General features: G+C 71.6%; 18 protein-coding genes. 9 read left to right on the forward strand and 9 right to left on the reverse strand.

What is annotated here, in order from left to right; genetic code table 11:
* Nucleotides 1-48: 48 nt before the first annotated feature.
* Nucleotides 49-2,958 (forward strand): AfsR/SARP family transcriptional regulator, encoded by a 2,910-nt coding sequence (locus KQY30_RS02775; RefSeq protein ID WP_254407523.1) that lies wholly within the window; start codon nucleotides 49-51, stop codon nucleotides 2,956-2,958.
* Nucleotides 2,959-2,964: 6 nt separating this feature from the next.
* Here the strand turns inward: KQY30_RS02775 and KQY30_RS02780 are convergent, their stop codons facing one another.
* The 3 genes from KQY30_RS02780 to KQY30_RS02790 all read right to left on the reverse strand — a co-directional run bounded on the left by KQY30_RS02780 (nucleotide 2,965) and on the right by KQY30_RS02790 (nucleotide 5,607).
* Entirely contained in the window at nucleotides 2,965-3,474 is a 510-nt protein-coding gene (locus KQY30_RS02780; RefSeq protein ID WP_217305391.1) for a DinB family protein, read from the reverse strand.
* 90 nt (nucleotides 3,475-3,564) lie between these two features.
* The gene (locus KQY30_RS02785; RefSeq protein ID WP_217305392.1) at nucleotides 3,565-4,428 is read right to left on the reverse strand and encodes a helix-turn-helix transcriptional regulator; all 864 of its coding nucleotides are present in this window, start codon (nucleotides 4,426-4,428) and stop codon (nucleotides 3,565-3,567) included.
* Nucleotides 4,429-4,656: 228 nt separating this feature from the next.
* A complete protein-coding gene (locus tag KQY30_RS02790) occupies nucleotides 4,657-5,607 on the reverse strand; it encodes a GlxA family transcriptional regulator (protein WP_217305393.1) in 951 nt (316 codons plus the stop codon).
* A gap of 211 nt (nucleotides 5,608-5,818) precedes the next feature.
* On the opposite strand from KQY30_RS02790, the gene KQY30_RS02795 reads away from it, so the two are divergent.
* Nucleotides 5,819-6,343 carry a protease gene (locus KQY30_RS02795; RefSeq protein ID WP_217305394.1) on the forward strand — a complete coding sequence of 175 codons (525 nt, stop codon included), beginning with the start codon at nucleotides 5,819-5,821 and terminating at the stop codon, nucleotides 6,341-6,343.
* Nucleotides 6,344-6,548: 205 nt separating this feature from the next.
* Nucleotides 6,549-7,757 (forward strand): S8 family peptidase, encoded by a 1,209-nt coding sequence (locus KQY30_RS02800; protein ID WP_217305395.1) that lies wholly within the window; start codon nucleotides 6,549-6,551, stop codon nucleotides 7,755-7,757.
* A gap of 122 nt (nucleotides 7,758-7,879) precedes the next feature.
* On the opposite strand, the gene KQY30_RS02805 is transcribed toward KQY30_RS02800, so the two are convergent.
* Nucleotides 7,880-9,322: an NAD(P)/FAD-dependent oxidoreductase gene (locus tag KQY30_RS02805; RefSeq protein WP_217305396.1), complete on the reverse strand. Its 1,443-nt coding sequence runs from the start codon at nucleotides 9,320-9,322 to the stop codon at nucleotides 7,880-7,882.
* Between the two features lie 130 nt (nucleotides 9,323-9,452).
* Between KQY30_RS02805 and trxA the strand changes: the two genes are divergently transcribed.
* Nucleotides 9,453-9,839 (forward strand): thioredoxin, encoded by a 387-nt coding sequence (gene trxA / locus KQY30_RS02810; RefSeq protein WP_046494236.1) that lies wholly within the window; start codon nucleotides 9,453-9,455, stop codon nucleotides 9,837-9,839.
* A 52-nt stretch (nucleotides 9,840-9,891) separates the two neighbouring features.
* Here the strand turns inward: trxA and KQY30_RS02815 are convergent, their stop codons facing one another.
* Both KQY30_RS02815 and KQY30_RS02820 read right to left on the reverse strand, forming a co-directional pair.
* On the reverse strand, nucleotides 9,892-11,328 hold the full coding sequence (locus KQY30_RS02815; RefSeq protein ID WP_217305397.1) for an aldehyde dehydrogenase family protein: 1,437 nt from the start codon (nucleotides 11,326-11,328) through the stop codon (nucleotides 9,892-9,894).
* Between the two features lie 160 nt (nucleotides 11,329-11,488).
* The gene (locus KQY30_RS02820; RefSeq protein WP_217305398.1) at nucleotides 11,489-11,758 is read right to left on the reverse strand and encodes a hypothetical protein; all 270 of its coding nucleotides are present in this window, start codon (nucleotides 11,756-11,758) and stop codon (nucleotides 11,489-11,491) included.
* 170 nt (nucleotides 11,759-11,928) lie between these two features.
* Here KQY30_RS02820 and KQY30_RS02825 point away from each other — a divergent pair, with 170 nt between their 5' ends.
* The gene (locus KQY30_RS02825; RefSeq protein ID WP_217305399.1) at nucleotides 11,929-12,396 is read left to right on the forward strand and encodes a type II toxin-antitoxin system PemK/MazF family toxin; all 468 of its coding nucleotides are present in this window, start codon (nucleotides 11,929-11,931) and stop codon (nucleotides 12,394-12,396) included.
* Nucleotides 12,397-12,440: 44 nt separating this feature from the next.
* Here KQY30_RS02825 and KQY30_RS02830 read toward each other — a convergent pair whose 3' ends face one another.
* A complete protein-coding gene (locus tag KQY30_RS02830) occupies nucleotides 12,441-13,313 on the reverse strand; it encodes a TIGR02452 family protein (RefSeq protein ID WP_217305400.1) in 873 nt (290 codons plus the stop codon).
* A gap of 172 nt (nucleotides 13,314-13,485) precedes the next feature.
* On the opposite strand from KQY30_RS02830, the gene egtA reads away from it, so the two are divergent.
* From egtA to egtD, 4 genes are read left to right on the forward strand one after another with little or no spacing between them, the layout of a single operon-like run.
* The gene (gene egtA, locus KQY30_RS02835; RefSeq protein WP_217305401.1) at nucleotides 13,486-14,784 is read left to right on the forward strand and encodes an ergothioneine biosynthesis glutamate--cysteine ligase EgtA; all 1,299 of its coding nucleotides are present in this window, start codon (nucleotides 13,486-13,488) and stop codon (nucleotides 14,782-14,784) included.
* Entirely contained in the window at nucleotides 14,756-16,186 is a 1,431-nt protein-coding gene (gene egtB / locus KQY30_RS02840) for an ergothioneine biosynthesis protein EgtB (RefSeq protein ID WP_217305402.1), read from the forward strand. The genes egtA and egtB overlap by 29 nt, the downstream gene beginning before the upstream one ends.
* Nucleotides 16,186-16,941 (forward strand): ergothioneine biosynthesis protein EgtC, encoded by a 756-nt coding sequence (gene egtC / locus KQY30_RS02845; RefSeq protein ID WP_217305403.1) that lies wholly within the window; start codon nucleotides 16,186-16,188, stop codon nucleotides 16,939-16,941. The genes egtB and egtC overlap by 1 nt, the downstream gene beginning before the upstream one ends.
* Complete coding sequence (gene egtD, locus KQY30_RS02850) at nucleotides 16,938-17,900, forward strand: L-histidine N(alpha)-methyltransferase (protein ID WP_217305404.1); 963 nt, start codon at nucleotides 16,938-16,940, stop codon at nucleotides 17,898-17,900. The genes egtC and egtD overlap by 4 nt, the downstream gene beginning before the upstream one ends.
* Here egtD and KQY30_RS02855 read toward each other — a convergent pair.
* Nucleotides 17,795-18,883: a 1-acyl-sn-glycerol-3-phosphate acyltransferase gene (locus KQY30_RS02855; RefSeq protein WP_217305405.1), complete on the reverse strand. Its 1,089-nt coding sequence runs from the start codon at nucleotides 18,881-18,883 to the stop codon at nucleotides 17,795-17,797. The genes egtD and KQY30_RS02855 overlap by 106 nt on opposite strands.
* Nucleotides 18,880-19,692: a GNAT family N-acetyltransferase gene (locus KQY30_RS02860; RefSeq protein ID WP_217305406.1), complete on the reverse strand. Its 813-nt coding sequence runs from the start codon at nucleotides 19,690-19,692 to the stop codon at nucleotides 18,880-18,882. Before KQY30_RS02860 ends, KQY30_RS02855 begins: the two co-directional genes overlap by 4 nt.
* Between the last annotated feature and the right edge of the window lie 169 nt (nucleotides 19,693-19,861).

The raw sequence follows: 19,861 nt of genomic DNA on the forward strand, positions 1-19,861 counted from the left end.
ACGTGCTGTTCCGCCGAGGCTCCCTCCTGCCTCCGGAGCTGCCATCCGATCAGGGGGAAAGAAGCGCTCCGCTTCAGTGTGCTCGGTCCGGTCCGGGTATGGCGCGACGGAACTCTGCTGCCGAGCGGATCGCCACAGCAACGTGCCGTGCTGGCAGGGCTGTTGCTGTATCCAGAGCGGACCGCCACCACTCCACAACTCATCCGGGCGGTGTGGGGCGACGATCCGCCCGCCATGGCGGCTGCGGCGCTCCGGACCTATGCGTCCCGCCTCCGCAAGATTCTCGGCCGTGATGTCCTGGTCAGTGAGCGCGGCGGCTACACACTGCGGATCGAGCCCGACGCCCTTGACAGGGGCAGAGCCGAGAGACTGGTGGACGAGGCCGCGCGTGCCGGTCGGCAGGGGGATCGAGGTCGAGTGGGCGAACTGCTCGAAGCGGCGGTGGCGCTGTGGGACGGCGAGCCGCTGGCGGGGATCCCGGGACCGTTCGCCGAGAACCAGCGGAACCATCTCACAAACTGGCGCCTGGAACTCATCGAGCAGCGGCTGGAGTTGGATCTGGAGGATGGTGCCCATGCCGGGGTGGTCTCCGAGCTGACCGCGTTGACTGCCGAACATCCCCTGCGGGAGCCGCTGCGCGAGTTGCTCATGCTGGCGCTGTACCGCAGCGGGCGGCAGGCCGAGGCGCTCGGCGTCTACGCCGACCTCCGCCGGCTCCTCGCGGATGAACTGGGCGTCGAGCCGGACCGGCGGCTCTCCGACCTCCGGCAGCGCATTCTGGCGGCGGACCCGGGACTGAGTCTGCCGACGGCTCCGGAGGCCGTGGACGCCGAAGTGCCGGTCCCGAGGCTGCTTCCGCCGGGCATACGCGACTTCACCGGCCGAGACGCCTTCGTACAGGACCTGACCGACAGCCTCGTCTCTCAGGCCAGGGCGTCCGTGATGGCGATCTCCTCGGTCGCGGGTCTCGGTGGCGTCGGCAAGACCGCGCTCGCGGTACGGATCGCCCACAAAGCCCGCGAGCACTTTCTGGACGGCCAGCTCTATGCCGACCTCCGGGGCAACAACAAGAACCCCGCCGAGCCCTCAGCCGTCCTCGGAGGGTTCCTGCGTGCGCTCGGCACCGCCGACTCGGCGATCCCGGACTCCCTGGCGGAGCAGGGGGCGCTCTACCGTTCGCTTCTTGAGGGCCGCCGCGTCCTCGTCCTTCTGGACAACGCCCGTGACGCGGACCAGGTCCAGGCCCTGCTTCCCCGCACGATGGGCTGCGCCGCCCTGGTCACCAGTCGGAGACGCCTGATCGGCCTGCCCGATGCGTATCTGGTGAACCTCGATGTCATGGCGCCCGAAGAGGCACTCGAACTCTTCGCGAGCATCGTCGGCGAGCAGCGCGCCACCGCTGAACGCAAGGCCGCCCTCGATGTGGTGGCCGCCTGCGGCTTTCTGCCGCTCGCCATCCGCATCATCGCTTCGCGTCTCGCCGCCCGCCCCCGGTGGACCATCGAGTCGGTCGCCACCTCGCTCACCGACGAACGCCGGCGCCTGGATGAACTACAGGCCGATGATCTCGCGATCAGGGCGGTCTTCGAAGTCGGCTACCGGCAGCTCGAACCCGCCCAGGCGCGCGCGTTCCGGCTGCTCGGACTTCCCGACGGCCCGGACATCTCGCCGGCCGCGGCCTCCGCCGCACTGGACCTGCCACGCGACGACACGAAGGACCTGCTGGAATCCTTGGTCGATGCCTCTCAGCTCGAATCGACGGCTCCGGGCCGTTATCGCCATCACGACCTGATGCGTCTTTACGCGCGTGAATGCGCGGAGCGCGACGAACAGCCGCCTTCGGAGTGCGAGTCGGCGATGTCGCGCCTGCTGGACTTCTATCTGGCCACAGCGAAGACGGTGTACGCGACGGACCGCCCGGACGACCGGCTGATCGAGCATCTGGAACCGACCGCGGTCCCCGGGCTCCCCATGCGGAACAGGCGCGAGGCTCACAACTGGCTCTACGACGAGGCGCCCTCTCTCCTGGCCCATGTCCACCGCTCCGCCGGTCGCAACACACTGCGGCGAGCCGTCGACCTCCTGCTCGCCTCGCGGGACTTGGCCGAGTCGGGAACCCACGGGCAGGCGTACACGGCAGCGGCGGAAGCGGCCTGTGAGGCGGCGCGCGCGATGTCGGACACACGCGCGGAAGTTCGGGCACGCGTCTGTCTCTCCCACGCGCATGTCGCCGCCGGGCGGTTCGAGGAAGCGGACAGACAGGCCGCGGCAGCCATGGCCGGCTGCGTCATCGTGGACGACCCTCTTTCCGCGGGCCTCGTCTCCAACCAGCAGGGAATCGTCGCGCTCTACCGGAACCGGCACGGAGACGCGCAGGACCACTTCCAACAGGCCATCGGCGCGTTCCGCAGAAACGGCGACCGCTCCGGCGAGGCCTCCGCTCTCTGCGACATCGCGCGCGCTCAACTGGCCATGGGTGACCCTCGGTCCGCCGTCCGCAGCGCCGAAAGAGGGCTGGACATTCTACGGACCCTGCGAGCCGGCCTCCGCGTCGGCAATGCCCTCTACGCCCTGGGCATGGCCTTAACCGCGCGGAGTCAGCACGAGCGGGCGGCGGAAGTCCTGTTGGAGGCGGTCGACATCTTCAGGGGAGCCCGGCACCCCTTCTGGGAAGGCATGACACGCTTCCGGCTCGCAGAAGCCCATCTGGCCGCCGACCGCCCCGCCCGGGCTGTCTCCGCCGCCGAGCGAGCCCTCGGTCTGCTCGGCGAGGTGGGCGGCGACTGGCGCCGGGCGAATGTGCTGACCGTACTCGGTAAGGGTCTGGCCGGTATCGGCCAGACCGCCCGCGCCCACGCCTGCTGGACCGAGGCTCTGAGCACCTACCGCGAACTGGCATCCCCCGAAACCGAAGAAGTGACCCGGCTCCTCGCCACACCACTCGGGCTCGCTCAGTAACGGCGCTCAGTAATAGCCCGTCTCGCCGTCGAGCAGTTCCCGGATCGCGTCCGCATGCCCCGCGTGCCGGGCCGTCTCCTCGATCATGTGCAGCAGCATCCACCGCACGCTCGCCGCCGAGGCCTTGAAGTCCGGGTGCCGGCCCACCTCGTCCAGCCCATGGGCCGCGACAAGTTCGTCCGACACCGCGCACTGCCGCTCGTACTCCTCCAGAAGCTGTGCGAGCGGGATGCCCTCGACCATCATGTCGGCGCCCTCTGTCTCCTGGAACATGGGCCCCTCGGCGGGCCGGCCCAACAGAATGACCTCGAACCAGAGGTGCTCGACCCACCGCATGTGGGAGACCAGTCCGGCCATCGTCATCAGCGGCGAGGAGGGCAGGACGGTGCGGTGCGCGTCCGCTTCGGAGAGTCCTTCGCATTTCCAGTGGATGATCGCGCGCTGCATGTCGAGCCAGCCGAGAAGCTGGGTCCGTTCATCGGCGGTATACGCGGGGCGCGTACGGGAAGGGGCCATGGGCCCGGACGCTAGCGCAGCCCATGCCCCGGAAGCATCCGAGTTTCGGCGCGCCGTCCGCAGCCGGCCGAGCGGGTCGGAGCCGGCCGGTCAGAATCCCTTGCGCAGCGTCATCAGCAGATCTGTCGTGCGGCTCGCCGGCTCCGCGTGCGCCACCATCCGGTCCATCGCCTCCATGTGCTCGGCGACCTCGTGCTCCTCGTCGAGATAGAGCGCCCCGGTCAGATACTCGATGTAGACCATGTCCGGAACCTCGGGCACATCGAAGCGGAACAGTACGAACGGGCTGTACGTGCCCGGGTGGTGGCCCGCGCCCAGTTCGGCGATCTGGAGCGTCACGTTCGGCAGCTCCGTCGCCTCCAGCAGCCGGTCGATCTGCGCCCGCATCACCGCCGCCGAGCCCACCGGTCTGCGCAGGACGGTCTCGTCCAGCACGGCCCAGTAGGCCGGCGCGTCCGGCCGGGTGAGCAGGGCCTGGCGTTGGCAGCGCAGGGACACATGGCGTTCTATCCGCTCGGAGTCGGCCGTCCGCCCCAGCGCTCCGGTGGTGAGGACCTGGCGGGCGTAGTCCTCGGTCTGGAGCAGGCCCGGCACGAAGTGCGGTTCGTACACACGCATGGTCGTGGCGGCCTCTTCGAGGCTGACGTATCCGCTGAACCACTCCGGGAGTATGTCGTGGTAACGCTGCCACCAGCCGGGCTCGTTGGCCTCCTCGGCCAGCCGAAGAAAGACCTCGGCCTCCTGGCCGGCCACTCCGTACGCGGGCAGCAGGATCTGCAGGTAGGGGATTTTCAGCCCGACCTCGGCCGTTTCCATCCGCCGTATGGTGGCCTGGGTGATTCGGAGCAGCTTGCCGGCCTGCTCCCTGCTCAGCCCCGCCTTCTGGCGCAGGGCACGCAACTGTCTGCTGAGGACGAGCTGCCCGATCGTCGGGGCAGATCGCGGCTCGCTCATCTCCCACCCCCGAGCAACACCACTGTTTTCGGGCAGTCTGCCACAGCAACTGCTATGTGGGGATGGCATGTTGATCGTCGAGTTCCAGCCGGATGCCCCAGGTGCCACATCCTTACCAGCCGCCGGTCATCGGCCGGTCAATGAGCGGTCATCGGCCGGTGAACGGCTTCTCCTCGTCCATGGGTCAGTCGCGGCTCGGTCGGCGCTGAGTCGTCGCTCCGTCGCTGGTCAGCCGCCCGTTCCGCGGAAGGCGCGGCGGTATGTGCCCGGGCTGGTGCCGACGACGCGCTTGAAGCGTTCCCGGAAGGCCGTGGGGGAACCGAATCCGGCCTGGGTCGCGATGCGGTCGACGGAGTGGGTGGTGGTTTCGAGGAGGTACTGGGCCCGGCGGATCCGGGCCCGGTGGAGCCAGCGCAGGGGTGTGGTGCCGGTCTGCTCGCGGAAGCGCCGGCTGAGGGTACGGCTGCTCATCCGGGCCCGTACGGCGATGTCGTCGAGGGTCAGGTCCTGGTCGGCGTTCTCGTCGAGCCACCGGAGCAGCGGCTCCATGGTGGCTCCGGCGGGGGCGGGCGGCTGGGCGTGCACGATGAACTGGGCCTGGCCTCCCTCGCGTTCGAGCGGCATGACCGAGAGCCGGGCCGTGTCGGCCGCGACCGCGGAGCCGTGGTCCTTGCGGACCATGTGCAGACAGAGGTCGAGTCCGGCGGCGGCTCCGGCCGAGGTGAGGAACTGTCCGTTGTCGACATAGAGCACGTCGGGGTCGACGCCGATCTCCGGATGAAGCTCCGCCAGCCTGGGGGCGGCCAGCCAGTGGGTGGTGGCGCGCAGTCCGTCGAGGAGGCCGGTGGCGGCGAGTACGAAGGCGCCCGCGCAGATGGAGGCGATACGGGTGCCGTGCGCCGCGGCCTCCCGGAGCGCGTCGAGTACGGCGGCGGGGACGGGAGCGGCGTCCTCCGAGGTGCCCGGGACGATGATCGTGTCCGCCTCGCGCAGCGCGTCGAGGCCGTGCGGGGCGCGCAGGACGAACGGGCCCGCGTCGACCTCGTCCGCCGGGGCGCAGATCAGTACGCGGTAGGCGGCGCGGCCGTCGGGCAGCCGGGTGCGGGAGAACACCTCGATGGGGGTGGCCAGGTCGAAGGAGATGACCTGGTCGAGCGCGAGTACGGCCACGGTGTGCATGGCGAGATGCTAAGCCACCGACGGATTACCGCCACAGCCCGCCCCGACCAGTATGGTTTCGCGGTGTGTCCGATTTCATACGTAACGAACGCCGTTCCGTACGGAACGGCATCCTGCGCGGATGCCGGGCAAACCTGCTGGCGAGAATCCGTTGAATCATGGCACTGATGCCACTACTGGCCGGGCGGGCCACCGCCTAGCGTCCCCACCTGTGACGAAATTCCTTCTGACCGTTCATGTCCTGGCCGCGATCGTCGCGATCGGACCGGTCACCGTGGCAGCCAGCATGTTTCCGCCCACCGTCCGCCGAGCGATGGCGGATCCCACCGATCCACAGGCGGTGGCATGGGTACGGCTGCTGCACCGGATCTGCCGTGTCTATGCCGTCATGGGTGCGGCGGTCCCGGTCTTCGGCTTCGCCACCGCGAGCTCGATGGGCGTGCTCGGGGACACCTGGCTGATCGTCTCGATCGTGCTGACCGCCATCGCGGCCGGGGTCCTGGGCGCGCTCGTACTCCCGCGTCAGGAAGCCCTGTTGACGGGGATCGAAGCGGCGGCCTCCGTCCCGTCCGGAGCGGAAGCGCCACAACGGGTGCCCGCACAGCCCGAGTCCGCGCAGCCGGACTCACGCCGGGCGACCGCACGTCTCGCCATGGCCACCGGGATCTTCAATCTCCTCTGGGCCACGGTCACGGTCCTGATGATCGTCCGCCCGGGGTCCACAACGGGTGCCTGATTTACCGTCATTGCCAAGTCATTACATGGCCATGTCATGTCGATGACATGGCCTCAGACCATCTTGTCGAGGGCGCGGGGCCTCCGCGATCGTTCTCCCACAGGCGGGCAACGGAACCATGCGCACCGCCTCGCGCATACTCCCGTATGCGTCCCCCACATTGCGCACGCACCCCCGCGCACCTCGATGAGGAGGACCCCTCACCATGGCAAGGATGCGTACCAGCAGGACGCGGATCGCCGCCGCGATCACCGCGGCGGCGGCAGCCGCGGCTCTCGGAGCGGTGTCCGCTCCCGCACAGGCGGCCCCCGCGGTCGGCACCGTCGTCGGCGCCGAGGCCAAGGACGCCGTGGCGGGCAGCTACATCGTCACGCTGAAGAAGACGTCCGGCCTCAAGTCCGCCTCCGCGGCGGGCCGGAGCGTCGTGGCGGAGTACGGCGGCACGGTCGAGCACACGTACACGGCGGCCCTCAACGGCTACGCCGCGAACCTCTCGCCCGAGCAGGCGCGGAGACTGGCCGCCGACCCGGCCGTGGACAAGGTCTTCCAGGACCGCGAGGTGCACGCGCTCGCCACCCAGACCAACCCGCCGTCGTGGGGCCTGGACCGGATCGACCAGGCCGCGCTCCCCCTGAACGGCCAGTACACGTACCCCGACACGGCCGGCGAGGGCACCACGGTCTACGTCATCGACACCGGAGTCCGCATCACGCACCAGGACTTCGGCGGCCGGGCCGCGTACGGCTACGACGCGGTCGACAACGACAACACCGCGCAGGACGGCAACGGCCACGGCACCCATGTCGCGGCCAACGTCGCCGGCAATGTCTACGGCGTGGCGAAGAAGGCCAGGATCGTGGGCGTGCGCGTGCTCAACAACGCGGGCTCCGGCACCACGGCCCAGGTCGTCGCGGGCATCGACTGGGTGACCCGGAACCACACGGGTCCCTCCGTCGCGAACATGTCCCTCGGCGGTGGCGCCAACGCCGCGCTGGACACCGCGGTACAGAACTCCATCAACAGCGGTGTGACCTACGCGGTCGCCGCCGGCAACAACGGGCTCAACGCGCAGAACTACTCGCCGGCCCGGGTCGCCGACGCCATCACCGTGGGCGCGACCACCAGCACGGACGCCCGCGCCAGCTACTCCAACTACGGTGCGCGCGTGGACCTGTTCGCGCCGGGCAGCGCCATCACCAGCGCCTGGAACACCTCGGACACGGCGAGCAGCTCCATCTCCGGCACCTCGATGGCCACGCCTCATGTGGCCGGAGCGGCGGCCGTCTACCTCGCCGGGCACACCACCGCCACCCCGGCCCAGGTCGCCACGGCCCTGGTGAACGGCGCCACGAACAATGTGGTGGGCAACCCGGGCAGCGGCTCGCCCAACAAGCTCCTCCGCATAGTCCCGTAACACGCACCGCTGGTCCCGTAACACGCACGGCTGTAACACGCACCGCGCCCGCCGCCATCCAGGCGGCGGGCGCACCACGTCGTATACCTGAGTGTTGTATACCTGAGCGGCCCGGGCGGCGGTCACTCGTCCCGGTAGGTCTCCAGCAGCCTCAGCCACACCTCGCTGATCGTCGGATACGACGGAACCGCGTGCCACAGACGGCTGATCGGCACCTCACCGGCCACCGCGATCGTCGCCGAGTGCAGCAGTTCGCCGACGCCGGGACCGACGAAGGTCACACCGCGCAGGATCTCGCGTTCGAGGTCGACGACCATCCGGGCGCGGCCGTGGTACCCGTCGACATAGAGCGCGGCACCGGACACATTGCCGATCTCGTAGTCGACCGCGCGCACCCGGTGGCCCGCGCGCTCGGCCTCGGCGAGGCTGAGTCCGACCGCGCCGACCTCGGGGTCGGTGAAGACGACCTGCGGGACGGCGGCGTGGTCGGCGGTGGTGGCGTACGGGCCCCAGGGCGCGGAGACCGGTACGGACGAGTCCTCGGCCCTGGCCGCGATGGCGGCGCCGGCGATCCGCGCCTGGTACTTGCCCTGATGGGTCAGCAGCGCACGGCGGTTGACATCGCCGACCGCGTAGAGCCAGTCACTGCCCTCGACCAGGCAACTGTCGTCGACCGTCAGCCAGGACCCCGGTTCGAGACCGACCGACTCCATTCCGATGTCCTCGGTGCGCGGTGCCCGCCCGGTGGCGAACAGCACCTCGTCGGCCTCGATCCGCTCGCCGTCCGTCAGCACCACGGTCACCGGACCGGTGCCGCCCGTACGCTCGACCGCGGCGAGCGAGACCCCCGTACGGACCGTGGCGCCTGCCTCGGTCAGTGCCTCGACGACCAGCTCACCGGCGAACGGCTCCATCTTCGGCAGCACCCCGGTGCCACGCACCAGCAGGGTCACCTCCGAGCCGAGCGCCCGCCAGGCGGTGGCCATCTCGACGCCCACCACTCCCCCGCCGACGACCACGAGCCGCCCTGGGACGCTCTGCGAGGCGGTCGCCTCGCGGCTGGTCCAGGGGTTGGCACCGGCGAGTCCGGGCAGCTCGGGCAGGAGGGCGCGGCTGCCCGTACAGACGGCGACGGCATGGCGGGCGTTCAGGACCCGCAGCTCGCCGTCGGGAGCCGTGACGACGACCCTCCTCTTGCCGTCCAGCCGGCCATGGCCCCGGTAGAGGTCCGCGCCGATGCCCGTGAGCCAGCCGACCTGGCCGTCGTCCTTCCAGTTCGAGGTGAACTCATTGCGGTGGGCCAGCACCGCCTGCACATCGAGCGGCCCGCTCGCCGCCTGGCGCAGTCCGGCCACCCTGCGTGCCTCGGCGCGCGCGATCACCGGGCGCAGCAGCGCCTTGCTGGGCATACAGGCCCAGTACGAACATTCCCCGCCGACCAGTTCACTCTCGACGATCGCCGTGCTCAGCCCGGCCGCCCTGGTGCGGTCGGCGACATTCTCGCCGACCGGCCCCGCGCCCAGCACCACTACGTCGTACTCCATCGCATCCGTCGCTTCCGTCATGGGGACAGTCTGGTGGGGCGCCCGCCGCATGGCCACATGATCTTCGGGCAGGGGCTCCAGGAATACGCCGCGGTCATCGCCGGTTGACGCAGGCGGCTTCCCCCTCAGAGTCAGGAAGAGGTACCAGGACATGGCCACTGTGGAACTCACCAAGGAGAACTTCGACCGGACGGTGTCGGAGAACGACTTCATCCTGATCGACTTCTGGGCTTCCTGGTGCGGTCCGTGCCGCCAGTTCGCCCCGGTGTACGAGAAGGCGTCGGAGCGGCACGAGGACCTCGTCTTCGCGAAGGTCGACACGGAGGCGCAGCAGGAGCTGGCCGCCGCCTTCGACATCCGCTCGATCCCCACGCTGATGATCGTCCGTGACAATGTCGCGGTGTTCGCCCAGCCCGGAGCGCTGCCCGAGACGGCGCTGGAGGATGTGATCGGCCAGGCGCGCGCGCTGGACATGGACGAGGTGCGCAAGTCGGTCGCGGAGGCCGAGGCGAAGGCGAAGGGCGCCGAGAGCGCCTGATCCCCGGCGGCGGTCGCCGCGCCGGTCCCGGTGGCCGTGACCGCGCCGGAGCTCAGAAGGGATGTCCCGCCGGTTCGCGTCGTACGGTCGTCCAGCGCAGCTCGGTGAACGCGTCCAGGTTGGCTTCGCCGCCGAAGCGGGCACCCGTGCCCGAGGCGGCGAGGCCTCCGAACGGAGCGACCGCCTCGTCATTGACCGTCTGGTCGTTGACATGGGCGATGCCGGTGGGGATACGGTCCGCCAGTTCGAGCCCGAGGGCGGTGTCGCGGGTGACGATGCCGAGGGAGAGCCCGTAGGGACCGGCCGCGGCCAGCGCGGCGGCCTCGTCGAGCGTGGCGAAGGACCGTACGGGCGCGACGGGCCCGAAGACCTCCTCGGTGTACGCGGGCGTGTGGTCGCCGGCGTCGGCGATCACGGTGGGCCGGTAGAACGGGCCCCGGTGTCCGCCGCCCGCGGCGACCCTGGCCCCGCGGACCGTGCTCGCCTTCACCAGGGCGTCGATCCTGGCGAGTTGGGCCCTGTCGATGACCGGGCCGAGATGGACCTCCTCGCGGTACGGATCGCCGACCGTGAGCGATTCGGCCCGGGCGGCGAGCCGTTCTACGTACTCCTCGTACAGCGAGGCGTGGACGAGATGGCGGCCGGTGGTCATACAGATCTGGCCCTGGTGGAAGAACGAACCCCAGGACGCCTGGGCGACCGCCGCCTCGATGTCCGCGTCGGCGAGCACGACGAGCGCGGAGTTTCCGCCCAGTTCGAGATGGGCGCGCTTGAGGCAGCGGCCCGCGGTCTCGCCGACCGCGCGGCCCGCGCCCGTCGAGCCGGTGAAGGAGATCACCCGTATCCGCTCGTCCGCGACCAGCGCCTGCCCGGCCGCCGCGCCGCCCGGCAGGATGTGCAGCAGCCCTTCCGGCAGGCCCGCCCCGGCGAGGACCGCGGCGAGGGCGAGCCCTCCGCAGACCGCGGTGCGCGGGTCCGGCTTGAGCAGGACGGCGTTGCCCAGCGCGAGGGCCGGTGCGACGGACCGTACGGCGAGGACCAGCGGGACGTTGAAGGGCGCGATGACACCGACGACCCCGGCCGGGACCCGGCGGGTGCAGGAGAATCTGGGCTCCGCGCTGGCCAGCACCTGGCCGGTGGGGCGGGAGGCGAGCGCGGCGGCCTCGTAGCACTCCTGGGCGGCGATCCGCAGTTCGAAGTCCGCTTTGCCGGGCACCGAGCCGGACTCCCGTACCAGCCACTCACGCAGTTCGTCCGCGTGCATGGCGAACAGGTCGCCCGCGCGCCGCAGTACGCCGGCCCGGACCGGATACGGGGTCGCGGCCCAGGCCCGCTGCGCGGCCTCCGCGGTCGCGGAGACGGCCGCGATGTCGTCGGGCGACGCGAGCGCGACCGTACCGAGCGTGTCTCCGGTGGCGGGCTCGACGACCGCCGACTCACCTCCGGAGAGCGGGCCGGGCTGCCAGGTCTTCGGGTCGAGCAGGGGCATGGAAGGTCTCCAACGGCGACGGCAGGCAGGGGAGTTCGCCTGGTGAACTTTCGTTCGCATCAGGCGGGCCCCGAGTGTCTGCCCGTCGCCGACCGCTGTCAACGGTCCTGACGGTCCTGGGAAGCGGGGAGCGTACGGGCGCGGAGCGGGGTTCCCCGACTCAGACGGGGGCGACGGGGAGCACCCGGACGGACAGCCCGTAGTCCAGTTCCTCACCGTCGACGAGCAGCGCCTCCACCGTGAAGGTCTCGGGATCGATGTCCGCGACCATGCCGTGGCCCGCGTACCGCGGATAACCGGAGGCACCCGTGTCACCGGTCGCCTCGACCACGGCCGAGCGCAGGGCGTTGCCGGCGGAGGGCGGACCTTCGGCGCCCTCGGTGAACCCGGCGACGAGGAGGATCTCGAAGCGCTGCGGAACGGTGCGCATGATCCGACGCTAGCCACCCCGCGGCGGGGGCGCACCTTGTCACCGGGCGCCGGACGGGCGGCTGCGTGCGGAGTCCTCGAACGCCGGACGGGCCGCTCCGGGCCCGCCGGTCAGCACGGCCGGGAGACCCGGACGCCGGGGTGCGCGGCGGAGGTTCTACCGTCGTGCGCATGACGCGCTTCTCCGACACCGACACCGGGCAGGCCGGTCACGACCTGCCGGGCCGTACCGGTCCCACCGCCACCACCGAGGCCGACCCCCGCGCCGTGGGCCCGGTCCGCACCTCGTACGCGCCCGAGCACGACGGCGACCCCGACCCCGGCGAGATCGTCTGGACGTGGGTGCCGTACGAGGAGAACGACGGGCGCGGCAAGGACCGGCCGGTGCTGGTGGTGGCGCGTGAGGCCGCGGGCACGCTGCTCGCCGTGCAGCTCTCCAGCAAGCGGCACGACCACGACCGCGAGTGGGTGCCGATCGGAGTGGGCCCGTGGGACCGCGCGGGGCGCGAGTCCTGGGTGGATGTCGACCGGGTGCTGCGGGTCCACGAGAAGGGGATGCGGCGGGAGGCCTGCGCGCTGGACCGGGGGCGGTTCAATCTGGTGGTGAACCGGCTGCGGGAACGTTACGGCTGGAGCTGACGAGGCCGGAGCCGACCGGCCGGGGGCCCGCCCAGCGGGGGCCGTTACGCGAACGCCTCGCGGAACGCGCCCAGTGTCGTCGCCCCCGCCGTACGGTCCAGCACCGCGAACACCACCTCGTCGAAGCGGTCCGCGAACCGGCCCTCCCCGGTGAGCAGCGCGTGGAAGGTCCCCGCGACCACCGCCGGATCGTTGCGGAACACCCCGCAGCCCCAGGCGCCCAGCACCAGCCGCCGGTAGCCGCGCTCCGCCGCCGTCTCCAGCACCCGTTCGGCACGGGCGGCGAGCGCGGCCGGTATCCGGTGCGCCTCGTCGGGCGCGCGCCGGACGATCACGCCCGCGTTGGGCGCGGGCGAGGTGAGGAAGCCGACGTGGTACGGGGTTCCGAGGAGGCCGCCCCTGTCGTCCCGGAAGACCGGTACGCCCGGTGAGTGGATGACACGGTCGGTGTAGAAGGGGCTGCGGTCGGCGCGGTGGTGGGCGTAGAACTCCGGTACGCGCAGCAGGGTGGTGTAGAGCGCGGAGGCCCGGCAGAGCGCCTCTTCCTGGGCCTGGGCCCCATTGAGATAGCCGCCGCCGGGATTGCGCGCGGAGGAGAAGTTCAGCACGGCCACCGCGCCCGGTTCTGCCGTACCGTCGGGGCGTACCGCCGCGTCCGGCGCCTCGGCGGTCAGCCGCCGGGCGGCCTCAAGGCTGCTCTCACCGGTCACCTCGACGGCCGTCCGGTGGCCCGCCGTACGGTCCGCCACCGGTACGGCCGGAATCACGACCGGCTCCGGTCCGTACATCCGTGTCCCGTCCAGCGAGGCGTCCAGGGCGGCGCGAATGAGCACGTCCCGGCCGTCCGGGGCACGGTACCTCCCCATTCGGACGATCTCCTCGGTTTGTTTCGCGATCCCCCGCAGCCGTGCGCTCATAAGCGAATCCTGGGTGAGCGGTCTCGCGCGGGGCAACTGCATTTCTAGCGAAACGATGACGTCAGGGGCACTCTTGTGCGAAGCGGCGACAGGGGCTTTAGGTTGGACGAAGCGCTTCGCCCCGGACCCGGGGCGGAGTACCGGTCTCGGTCTTCGACAGGAGGATCCGGCCATGCCACCCGAGAGTTTCACCGACGAGGGACCCGTACTCGGCGAGAACGACGCCGAGGAACTACTGCGCGGTATCTGTTTCAAGACCGGTCCGCCCCGCACCGTGGGGGTGGAACTGGAATGGCTCGTGCACGATCTGCACTCCCCCGAACAACCCGTCCGGGCCCGTCGGCTCAGCGAAGCCTTCGACGGACTGCGGACCCTCCGCCTCCGATCGGCGCTCACCTTCGAACCCGGCGGCCAGCTCGAACTCAGCTCGGCGCCCGCCGCGTCGCTGATGGAGTGCATCACCTCCACCGCCGCGGATCTGGCCCTCGTACGGGCGGCGCTCCGTACGGCGGGACTCACCCTCGCGGGTCTCGGTCAGGACCCCTGGCACTCTCCCGGCCGTCTGCTGCGCGAGCCGCGCTATGACGCGATGGAGACCTATCTCGACCGGATCGGTCCGGCCGGCCGCGCCATGATGCGGTCCACCGCCTCCATCCAGGTCTGTCTCGACGCGGGCCACGAGGAGCCGGGGCCGCTCGGCTACGGCCGGCGCTGGCAGCTCGCCCATCTGCTGGGCGCGGTGCTGGTCGCCGCGTTCGCCAACTCACCGATGCGCGAGCGCAGACCGACCGGCTGGCGCTCCAACCGGCAGGCGCTGTGGGCGCAGCTCGACCCGCCCCGTACATCGGCGCCGTCCTCGCGGTACGAACCACGGGCCGGCTGGGCCGCGCACGCCCTGGACGCGCCGGTGATGTGCATCCGGGCGCCCGAGGGGCCCTGGGCGGTGCCCGACGGGCTGACCTTTCGCGACTGGATCCGGTCCGGGCTGCCGCGCCCGCCGGTCCGCGCCGATCTCGACTACCACCTCACGACCCTCTTTCCGCCGGTCAGGCCGCGTGGCCATCTTGAGCTGCGGATGATCGACGCACAGCCCGGGGAGGACGGCTGGATGGTGCCGCTCGCGGTCACCACCGCGCTGTTCGACGATCCCGAGGCGTCGGAGACCGCCTACCGGACCGTCAAGGCGCTGGCGGAGACGGCGGGTTCGCTGCCCGCGCCGCGCAATCTGCTCTGGGTCAACGCCGCGCGGCACGGACTGGCCGACCCCGAGCTGCATATCGCCGCGATGGCCTGCTTCGCCCTCGCCCAGGAAGCACTTCCGCGCATCGGTGCCACTCCGGCCGTACAGGAAGCCGTCGCCGCTTTCAACGACCGTTATGTCGTGCCGGGCCGCTGCCCCGCCGACGAGCTGCGCGTCTCACTGAACGGAAAGGATCCAGGACATGACCACCGACTCCACGGACACCGCTGAGACGGACGGCACGGGAACGGGCGGCACGGGAACGGGCACCGGCGGGACGAACGCGGCCGCGACGAGCCCCACGGGCACGGGCGCCGCCGGGATACCGGCCGAACAGTTGCGCAGCCTGGCCGTGGACGCGCTGACCACCGCCCGGGACCGTACCGCGCTGCTCACCTCATGTGTCGACGACCACGATCTGACCGCGCAGCACTCCCCGCTGATGTCCCCCCTGGTCTGGGACCTGGCGCACATCGGCAACCAGGAGGAGCAGTGGCTGCTGCGGACCGTCGCGGGCCGCGCGGCGATCCGCCCCGAGATCGACTCGGTCTACGACGCCTTCGAGCATCCCCGCTCGGTCCGGCCCACCCTGCCGCTGCTGGCGCCCGCCGAGGCACGGGCGTACGCGTCGGACGTACGGGGCCGGGTCCTGGACGTCATCGAGCGCACCCCGCTGCACGGTGCCCCGCTGCTGGACGCGGGCTTCGCCTTCGGCATGATCGCGCAGCACGAGCAGCAACACGACGAGACCATGCTCATCACCCATCAACTGCGCAGGGGACCGGCCGCGCTGACCGCGCCCCCGCCGCCCGCCGGCGACACGGCGGGGCTGCCCGCCGAAGTGCTCGTACCGGCCGGTCCGTTCACCATGGGCACCTCCACCGAGCCCTGGGCGCTGGACAACGAGCGCCCGGCGCATCAGCGGCTCGTGCCCGCGTTCCTCATCGACACCGTGCCGGTGACCAATGGCGCCTACCTGCACTTCATCGAGGACGGCGGCTATACGGACGAGCGCTGGTGGGCCCCGGAGGGATGGGCGCAGATCCGCGAACACGGCATCGGCGCCCCGCTGTTCTGGCGGCGCGAGGGCGGGCAGTGGCTGCGCCGCCGCTTCGGCGTGGTGGAGCCGGTGCCGCCGGCCGAGCCGGTGCTCCATGTGAGCTGGTACGAGGCCGACGCGTACGCCCGGTGGGCGGGGCGGCGGCTGCCGAGCGAGGAGGAGTGGGAGAAGGCCGCGCGGCACGATCCCGTGTCCGGCCGGTCGCTGCGCCATCCCTGGGGCGACGAGGACGCCACCCCGGAGCGGGCCAACCTCGGCCAGCGCCATCTTCAGCCCGCCCCGGCGGGCAGCTATCCGCGGGGCGCCTCGCCGCTGGGGGTACGGCAGTTGATCGGCGATGTGTGGGAGTGGACGTCGAGCGACTTCCTGCCCTATCCGGGCTTCGCCGCCTTCCCGTACCGCGAGTACTCGGAGGTGTTCTTCGGCAGCGCCCACAAGGTGCTGCGCGGCGGTTCGTTCGCGGTGGACCCGGTGGCCTGCCGGGGCACCTTCCGCAACTGGGACCTGCCGGTGCGCCGCCAGATCTTCTCCGGCTTCCGCACAGCCCGTACCGCCCCCGCCGGAGAGTCCTGATGTGCCGTCAGATCGCTTATCTGGGACCGCCGGTGGCGCTCGGCGAGGTGCTGCTCGCGCCTCCGCACGCGCTCCACCGGCAGTCCTGGGCGCCGCGGTGCCAGCGGCACGGGACGGTCAACGCCGATGGTTTCGGGGTCGGCTGGTACGCCGAGGGCGATCCGGTGCCGGCCCGCTACCGGCGTGCCCTGCCCATCTGGGCCGACCTCGGATTCACGGATCTGGCCCGGGTCGTCCGCAGCGGCGCCCTGCTCGCCGCGGTGCGTGACGCGACGGTGGCGGGAGCCGACGGCGAGGCGGCGGCAGCGCCGTTCGCCGCCGGGCCCTGGCTGTTCGGGCACAACGGCTCCATAGACGGCTGGCCCGCGAGTGTCGCGGCCCCGGCCGCGACGCTGCCCGCCGAGGAACTGCTCGCCCTCCCCGCCCGCAGCGACTCGGCGCTGCTCTGGGCGCTGCTGCTGCACCGGCTGCGGGCCGGGGACGAACCGGGCCAGGCGCTCGCCGACACCGTTCTCGACGTCGCCACGGCCGCGCCCGCGTCCCGGCTCAATCTGCTGCTGACCGACGGCGCCCGGATCGCGGCGACCGCCTGGGGCGACTCGCTCTGGTACCTCACCGGTCCCGGCGAGCGCACGGTGGTGGCGTCCGAGCCGTACGACGACGATCCGCGCTGGCGCGAGGTCCCCGACCGCACGCTGCTCGTGGCGACCCGCGCCGATGTTCTGCTCTCCCCTCTCAAGGAGCCACCCGCGTGACCCCGTACGACATCACCCGCACCCTGCCCGAGGACGCCACCGGCGCCGCGCTGCGCGCCGATGTGCTCCAGGGGCTGACCCGTACCTCCAAGACACTGCCGCCCAAGTGGTTCTACGACGCCCGGGGCAGCGAACTGTTCGAGGAGATCACCCGGCTCCCCGAGTACTATCCGACCCGCGCCGAGCGGGAGATCCTGCTCGCGCGCGGACCCGCGATCGCGGCGGCGACCGGCGCGCGCACCCTGATCGAGCTGGGGTCGGGTTCGTCCGACAAGACCCGCCATCTGCTCGACGCGCTGACCTCGCTCCAGGTGTACGTGCCGGTCGATGTGAGCGAGAGCGCGCTGGCCGGGGCCGCGGAGGCGCTGCTCGCCGAGCGGCCGGGGCTGCGGGTGCACGCCCTGATCGCCGACTTCACCGGCGGGCTCACCCTGCCCGCCACCCCCGGTCCCCGGCTGGTCGCGTTCCTGGGCGGCACGATCGGCAATCTGCTGCCCGCCGAGCGCGCGGTGTTCCTGGCGTCGGTCCGGGCGCTGCTGGCGCCCGGTGACGCGCTGCTGCTCGGTACGGACCTGGTCAAGGACGAGTCCGTCCTGGTCAGGGCGTACGACGACACGGCCGGGGTGACGGCCGCGTTCAACAAGAACGTCCTCTCCGTCATCGACCGGGAACTGGGGGCCGACTTCGATCCGCGCGACTTCGACCATGTGGCGCTTTGGGACGCGGAGCACGAGTGGATCGAGATGCGGCTGAGGGCGCGCCGTGCCCTCACCGTGAAGATCCCCGAACTGAATCTGGTGACGCACTTCGGGGCCGGTGAGGAGGTACGAACGGAGATCTCGGCGAAGTTCCGTCAGGACGGGATCCGCGCCGAGCTCTCCGCCGCCGGCATGGAACTGGCGCACTGGTGGACCGACGAGGCGGGCCGCTTCGCGCTGTCGCTCGCGACAGCGGTCTGAGCGGGGACGGTCCGCGCGGCTCCGGTCTGGACGGGAACGGCCGGAGCCGGGGCGGTCGGCGCTGAAGCGGTCGGAGCGGTGACGCTCCGGCCGCGGGCGCGCCGGCCGCCGGTACGCCGCCAGGCGACCGTGCCCCGGGGAGCCGCGTCGGCCTTGTCCCGGGGAGCCGCGTCCGGCGTGACGACCCCGTCCGGTGCGACCGCGAGTCTGGCCGCCAGCGACAGCGCGCGGCGGTCGGCGTGGCAGCCGGCGGGGATCACCGGCAGGACCGCGATCTCCGCCGTCAGCCCCTCGGCCTTCACCACCCGCCACAGCGAGGCACCCAGCGAGTCCTCCCCCACAAAGGCCGGCGCGCCGGACGGCTCCCCGTCGGGACCGCGGTAGGTCAGCCGTACGGGCCGGACATCGGCGTCCGCGTCCATGGCGGCCTGGAAGACGGCCGTGGTGAACCGGCCGTGGTCCTTGCCGCACCAGGTGCAGGCCTCGGGGAAGACGACGACCCGTGAGCCCTCGTCCATTGCGGTGGCCAGGGTCCGTACGGTGCCGGGCAGTGCCCGCAGCCGCTCGCGCTCGACGAAGATCGTGCCGCCCAGGGTCGCCATCGCGCCCATCACCGGCCAGCCCCGGATCTCGCTCTTGGCCAGCATCCGCCCGGGGAAGACGGCGGCGAGCAGCGGTATGTCCAGCCAGGAGATGTGGTTGGAGACGACCAGCATCCCGGTGCCGCGCGGCGGCACGGGTTCGCCCACGATCCGGACGCGCAGGCCGAAGGCCCGGATCACGGTCCGGGCCCACGTCCGGGTCAGCCGGTCCCGGTGCGCGCCGCTGAGCAGGGAGACCAGCGGGGTGAGCACCACCCCCGCCAGGACGACGGGAATGCCCGCCGCCAGCCGGCCGATAGCGGTGAGCGTGCCGACGGCGGGGCCGTTGTGGGTGGCGCAGCCCTGCGGGGTGCAGGGCGCGACGGGCAGCCAGGCCCTCATGCCGACGGTACGGACGGTACGAGGGAAAGGAAGTGCCGCAGGTAGCGCGGGTTGGTACGGCGCATCGAGAGCAGCACGTACAGGTCGGCGCAGTCGAAGTCCGGGTCGTGCGCGGGCGCGCCGCACACCCAGGCGCCGAGCCGCAGATAGCCGCGCAGCAGCGGCGGCAGGTCGGCGGCGGAGCCGGGCGCGGCCTCGGTCTCCGGGGTCCAGAGCCGGTGCGGGGTGACCCAGTACTCCTCGGGCGCGAGGTTCTTGTTCTTGACGGTGGCCCAGGTGGTGGCCGCCAGGGCGCCGCCGTCCGCGAGCGGGATGGAGCAGCAGCCCGCCAGCCAGTTGTGGCCGCTGTTGGTCATGTAGCGGGCGAGTCCGGCCCAGATCAGGGCGATGACGCCGCCGGTGCGGTGCAGCGGGTGGACACAGGAGCGGCCGACCTCGACGAGGTCGTCCCGGATCGGGCCGAGCCGGGACAGGTCGAACTCGCTGTCGGAGTAGATCCGGCCCGCCTCCCTGGCCCGGTCCGGCGGCAGCAGCCGGTAGGTGCCGACGACCTCGCCGGTGGACTCCTCCCGTACCAGCAGGTGGTCGCAGTAGGCGTCGAAGGCGTCGACGTCCAGACCGGGCTCCGGTCCTTCGATGCGGGCGCCCAGCTCCCCGGCGAAGACCAGGTGGCGCAGCCGCTGCGCGGCCCGTACGTCCTCCTGGTTGCGCGCGAGGGAGACCACATAGCGCGTCTCGGCGTCGGCGGGAGCGGATGTGCCGACGGGCGACGGTGCGGTCGTGAGCGGAGCGGGTGCGATGGCGGACATGGCTGTCTCCTGTGCCGGTGGGGAAGGCGGCTGCCGGGGTCCGACGCTGGCGCGAAGGGCCCGGCACCTTGTTTCTTCCGTGACCGGCTGGATTTGACATGACCACACGGCGGAGAGCGGATGTGGGACGGTTGAATGCCGGGGACCGGAGCGGGTGACCGGTTCACCG

Origin of the sequence: Streptomyces sp. GMY02 (assembly GCF_019056675.1) — a bacterium.
Taxonomy (GTDB): domain Bacteria; phylum Actinomycetota; class Actinomycetes; order Streptomycetales; family Streptomycetaceae; genus Streptomyces; species Streptomyces odonnellii.